This window comes from Sporomusa sp., assembly GCF_035561255.1.
Taxonomy (GTDB): Bacteria; Bacillota; Negativicutes; order Sporomusales; family Sporomusaceae; genus Sporomusa.
Window position 1 is genome coordinate 1 of sequence record NZ_DATMXX010000153.1, and the last position, 6,025, is coordinate 6,025.

Below are 6,025 nucleotides of genomic sequence, written 5' to 3' on the forward strand. Positions count from 1 at the left end.
GTTACATTTTTTTGTATTACAATTTTGAAAGCATATACATTTTTTGAATATAAATCTGACTTTAAAAAAATAAGAGAAAGAATTCTTTAAAATAATTCTAATGGCAAATCATTTAAATAACCCGGGTAACAACTCTATATATGTGCCGGATGTATTAGCGTGAGCAAGAACTATTTCTGATTGGCATGGATATTGCGTATATTGCATTTGTGGCAGTGAGCACCATGATTGATAGGACAGAGGAGATGAGGCAAGTGGATAACCAAAAACCTTTAAGTGGATACCGCATTGTTGAACTGGCAACTTTTGTTGCAGCCCCCGTTTGTGCCCGGCTTTTAGGAGATTGGGGGGCTGATGTCATTAAGGTGGAGAGTCCGGCTGGTGATGCCTGGCGGACTTTCGGTCAGACTATGTCAATGCCTGTCAACGAAGATGAAAATCCAGCTTGGGAAATTGCTAATACGAATAAGCGGGCAATTGCGGTGGATCTAAAAAATCCGCACGGGCAGAAGGTGCTTCATGATTTATTACAGACAGCAGACGTGTTTATTACTAATAACCGGATAGAGGCTTTGAAAAAAATCAATTTGGATTACGAAAGCCTTAAAGAAAAGTATCCCCGGTTAATTTACGGTATAGTAACCGGCTTCGGCGAAAATGGACCGGACGTTAACCAGCCAGGTTTTGATAGTGTGGCTTTCTGGGGGCGCAGTGGATTTTTGGCTGATTTGGTCCCGCCTGGGGCATATCCGGTATACAGCCCGGCCGGCTTTGGCGATTTAGCGGTAGGGACTATATTGTGCGGCGGCATTAGCACCGCGCTTTTGAAGCGGGAGAAAACCGGCAAAGGCGAAAAGGTAAGTATTTCTTTATTCGGTGCATCGGTATGGCTGGCAGGGCTGATGATTACCTCGACTCAATCACGCTATCAGAATAAATATCCCAAAGAACGTCTGGAAGGGAATCCGATGGTAATTCCCTATAAAACCAAAGACGGAGAATGGGTTTTCTTAACAGTCATTGAGTATGATCGCTATTGGCCGGCGCTTTGCAAAGTGATTGAGCGGGAGGACCTGATAACCGATGCCAGGTTTAAAACAAGGCTTGATATGTTAAACAACCGTGCTGCCCTCATTCCTATTTTGGAGGAAGCATTTGAGACTAAAGACATTGCTGAATGGCTTACTCGCTTGCGCGAAGCAGACATTGTGCATGTGCGGCTGCAGCATTTAAGAGAAATTGAAAATGATCAACAAGCATGGGCTAACGACTACCTATATGAAAATACCTTTGCCAACGGCGCGAAGGCGATACTTCCAAGTTCGCCGATTCAATGGGCTGAGGCTGGGGCGCTTCCCCGCCAAAGTGGTCCGCTGTTAGGCGAGCATACGCAAGAGCTTCTTGAGGAATTAGGTTATACACAAGAGCAGATTGAAGAATTAAAAAATCAGCGGGCCGCAAGGATACGCTGAGAAAAAAATAATCGTCATATAAAAGAGGAGGATGCAGGATGCTAGAGGGAAAAAAAGCGCTGATTACAGGTTGTAAAAGAGGAATTGGCAAAGGAATCGCGATTACTTTGGCTAAGTACGGAGCTGATGTTGTACTCAATGATATCGAGATCTCTGAAGAGGATGAAGTTGCGGTTGAGGTGCAAAAGCTAGGCCGAAAAGCGCTTTGCGTTAGTGCGGATATCACCAGTCAGGACTCGGTTGCTGAAATGTTTGCTAAGATTAAGCAGACGTTTGGCGGTCTTGATATCCTGGTAAACAATGCCGGTATTACTGCTGACGCAATGTCCTACAAGATGTCAGTGGAACAATGGAACCGCGTGTTAGCGGTTAACTTAACAGGAACTTTTTTATGCTGCCAGGCTGCTGCCAAATTGATGATGGAACAACAGTCGGGGAAGATCATTAATACTTCTTCTATTGCCGGCTTTATTGGCAATATCGGACAAGCAAATTATTCTGCCACCAAAGGCGGCGTGGCCGCCATGACAAAAACGCTGGCGAAAGAGCTGGCGAAAAAAGGCATATATGTAAATGCTGTTTCGCCTGGTTTTATTAATACCCCAATGACCGATAAAATTCCTGATGAAGTAAAGCAACAGATGATTTCCAGAATACCGGTCGGGCGGATTGGCGAACCGGAGGATATTGCGAATGTAGTGCTGTTCCTTGCATCGCCATTGTCAGATTATGTGACCGGGCAAACGATACAGGTCAACGGCGGCACTTTTATGTAGATCAGTTAGATTGGTAATTCATATTTAGGGAGGAATTTAAATTGAGAAAAGTAGTCATTATATCGGCAGTTCGTACTGCGGTAGGCAAACATAAAGGGCAGTGGACAAATGTACCCCCCGAAAAGTTAGCTGCGGCGGCCATTAAAGAAGCGGTTTTGCGAGCTAAAATTGATCCCGCAGAGATTGAAGATGTTGTTATGGGGAATATCCAGGGGCAACACGGTAATCTTGCCAGGATAGCAGCTATGACGGCCGGGCTGCCCCTGTCAGTCGGGGCGACTACGGTTGACAGGCAGTGCGGTTCGGGATCGCAGGCGGTGATTAATGCTGCGGTAAATATTATGGCAGGGTATGGAGATATCTATATCGCTTGCGGTGTTGAGCATATGACAACAGCCCCTTATCAATTAGAGAAAACAGCCGCTTATTCTTCTAAGCCACCGGCTTTTTTACCAAACCGTTTGTCAATTGACGAACTTGGGAACCCTGATATGCCGACTACCGCCGATACATTGGGGGCTATGCATAACATTAGCAGACAGGAGTGTGACGAATTTGCCTTGCTGTCACATTCCAGAGCTGCACGTGCGATTAAAGAGGGAGTATTTAAAGATCAGATCGCCCCGATCGAAGTAAAAACTAAAAAAGGGGTACAAGTAATCGATACAGATGAATGCGTGCGCTATGATTCCTCTTTGGAAACCATGCTTAAACTGGCACCGCTGCATAAAGGTGGACTGACTACGGCCGGGAATTCGTGTCCCAGGTCGGATGGTGCCGGCGCATTGGTTATGATGTCGGAAGAGAAGGCTAAGTCGTTGGGGTTAACTCCGCTGGCCAGCTTTAGGTCCTTTGCTGTAGCTGGGTTAGATCCCAATATTATGGGATACGGGCCGGTTCCGGCAACACGTAAAGTGCTGCAGCGGGCAGGACTTACTATAAAAGACCTGGATATTATTGAACTCAATGAGGCGTTTGCCGCACAGGCACTGCCATGCATAAAAGATCTGGGCCTGGACATCCAAAAAACAAATCCCAATGGCGGGGCGATTGCATTAGGACATCCTATCGGTGGTACGGGACCGATTCTGACAACTAAGCTCGTACACGAAATGGTGAAGAAGAATTATAAACTCGGTTTGGTAACTATGTGCATTGGCGGTGGCCAAGGCTTGGCGACAATTTTTGAACGTTACTAAAATATCGATGTTTTTTTGCGAAATTTAGTATTTGAGTATGCTGTTACTGTAAATGCCAGTAGAAAAAGAGTGAGAAAAACTAGCTACAGGGTAAAAGCAATGCCACTTCCATTAACATTGTTTTTTAAAAGTGATTTTTTGTTGTAGAGGCCCAGTTACTGGCGGGAGATTTGGCTTTCGCCTTTGACTGGGCTTTTTACTTCAAACAATGAGAATGTTAGTGGAATTTTAACAATGGCATTATACAGGAATTGGTTTCGGTTTAAAAGCCGTTTTATTGATGCGAGGGTTTAGAACTGGCATATTTTCAGCAAAACTTGATACCCACGGCAAATGGAAGTGAAGCGCAAAAATATGATGCCGGGAGTGATATGTGTGAAATTGGTTCGAAATAGCATTCAGACAAAGTTAACGGTAATAATACTGTCGATTATTACCGTGGCACTTTGCACATTGGGCGGAATCAATTATTGGGAGGCTCATCGGATCATTAGCGCGAGCCTGTCTCATGATATGGAGAATGTGGCGAAAAGTTCCGCCGGCGAAGTGCATGATTGGTTAACTGCCCGGAAAAACGAATTAATAATTACGGCTATGGATCCAGTTATTGTATCCGGAAATAAAGAGGCAATGGTACCTTATTTAAGTTCAGTTGTAAAATCCATGCAGGGTATGGACGGTGCTGCTTATGCCGCTGCCGACGGATCGTTTATCGGTAGTTCAGGAATGACAGGCAATGTAGCTACAGCCGAATACTTTACTCAGGGGATGCAGGGACATACCGTCATAACTAATCCGCGAATTTCGCCGGTTAAAGGAAACTATGTCACAGTAGTGGCCGTTCCGGTTAAGTCAGGAGATAGAGTAACTGGCATTCTGTTTGCCACAGTGGATATGGAAGGCCTGTCAAAAAAAGTAACCTCAACGAAAATTGGCAAATCAGGTTATGCCTATGTCGTACAGGGCGATGGAACGGTGATTATTCATCCTGACAAGAATATCATTTTGAAACTTAATACGCTGACAGACACCACCATTTCGCCAGCATTGCGAAAAATTACCGAAGAAATGGTTAATGGTGCCAATGGAATCGTGCAGTATAAATATTCAGATAGAGAGAGGATTGTCGCGTATTATCCTATCGAAGGGGTAAAATGGTCATTGGCCGTTACCGCTCCTATAGAAGAGATTACCGATAGTTTATCAAAGCTTCTAGTTACGACGATTATAACCATTCTGGCAGTGTTGGCGGTAACTGCTTTGTTGATCGCGTGGTACGCCCGACGTTTTGTTAAGCCGATTCTACTGCTTGAGACCGCTGCCAACCGTATTGCAGGTGGGGACATTTCTTTGGAGCAACTGGATATTCATTCAAATGATGAAATTGGCAGATTGGCTCGCAGCTTTGAGCTTATGTCCCATAATTTATATACGTTAGTAAAAAAGATACTGGGGGCTACTGAGCAGGTAGCGGCTTCGGCCGAGGAACTAAACGCCAGTTCTGAGCAGTCGGCACAGGCGGCAAATGCGATTACAACGGCTATTACCCAGATTGCAGAAGGATCAAATGAGCAAATGGGGGCAGCAGAGTATACCCGTACTGTTATTGTTGAGATGACTGACAGCTTGCAGCAACTTACTTCGCGTGCCGATCAGGCCGCTTCTCATTCGGATCAAGCGGCCGAACAAGCACAAGCGGGAGATAAGGTAGTAGAAAAAGTTGCTTTACAAATGCGGCAAATTGAAGAAACCGTTATTTCCTCCGCCCAGGTTGTAAGTAAGCTGGGAGAACGATCAAAAGAGATTGGCCAAATTGTTGACACGATTTCCGGTATTGCGGGCCAAACAAACCTTCTGGCGTTAAACGCAGCGATTGAGGCAGCCCGTGCGGGCGAACAAGGCCGCGGCTTTGCCGTTGTTGCGGAGGAGGTACGCAAACTGGCAGAGCAATCGCAGGATGCCGCCAAAAAAATAGCAGAATTGATTGGCGAGATACAGGGAGACACAGAGAAGGCTGTAGTTGCAATGGACAATGGCACCCGTGAGGTTAAGATAGGTGCTGAGGTTGTTAATACGGCAGGGGTGACTTTCCAAAAGATCGTTGAGCTTGTCGATGCAGTCTCCAAGCAAGTTAAAGAAATTTCTGCGGCGATGCAGCAGCTTTTTGCCGGCAGTCAAGAAATTGTGTTATCGATCCAAAAGGTTGATTCCCTCGGGAAAGAATCAGCCGGTGAAGCACAGGGGGTTTCTGCTGCGTCAGAAGAACAACTGGCTTCCATGGAAGAGATTGCTTCTTCCAGTCAGGCATTGGCTGTTTTAGCACAAGATCTGCAGTCAGCAGTTAATTCGTTCCGCATATAGAAAGATTGACCCTTATTAAAACTCTTCCCTGGGCAGGACAGCAGTATGCACGCGTTAGCGTGAATGCTGCCGTTTTGCCCAGGGAATTGTACTTTAAAGGGGCAATTAGCCTACGGACACTATGAAAGGGAATAAAATACGAAAATTGCGATACAAAATTGCAATTCACAACCAATTTTTGTTTGCAGATAGCGAACTGAATTATTTTATATAGCCT

Annotated in this window: 4 protein-coding genes; all 4 read left to right on the plus strand. The window is 45.3% G+C overall.

Features of this window, described 5'->3' with window-relative positions; genetic code table 11:
* Positions 1 to 254: 254 nt before the first annotated feature.
* The 4 genes from VN379_RS08835 (at position 255) to VN379_RS08850 (ending at position 5,808) form a co-directional block, all read left to right on the plus strand.
* Positions 255 to 1,472 (plus strand): CaiB/BaiF CoA-transferase family protein, encoded by a 1,218-nt coding sequence (locus VN379_RS08835; protein WP_325532905.1) that lies wholly within the window; start codon positions 255 to 257, stop codon positions 1,470 to 1,472.
* A gap of 38 nt (positions 1,473 to 1,510) precedes the next feature.
* The gene (gene fabG, locus VN379_RS08840) at positions 1,511 to 2,248 is read left to right on the plus strand and encodes a 3-oxoacyl-ACP reductase FabG (protein WP_325532907.1); all 738 of its coding nucleotides are present in this window, start codon (positions 1,511 to 1,513) and stop codon (positions 2,246 to 2,248) included.
* 41 nt (positions 2,249 to 2,289) lie between these two features.
* Complete coding sequence (locus tag VN379_RS08845; RefSeq protein ID WP_325532909.1) at positions 2,290 to 3,447, plus strand: thiolase family protein; 1,158 nt, start codon at positions 2,290 to 2,292, stop codon at positions 3,445 to 3,447.
* A 375-nt stretch (positions 3,448 to 3,822) separates the two neighbouring features.
* Positions 3,823 to 5,808, plus strand: a complete 1,986-nt coding sequence (locus VN379_RS08850; protein ID WP_325532911.1) for a methyl-accepting chemotaxis protein — start codon at positions 3,823 to 3,825, stop codon at positions 5,806 to 5,808.
* Positions 5,809 to 6,025 lie beyond the last annotated feature (217 nt).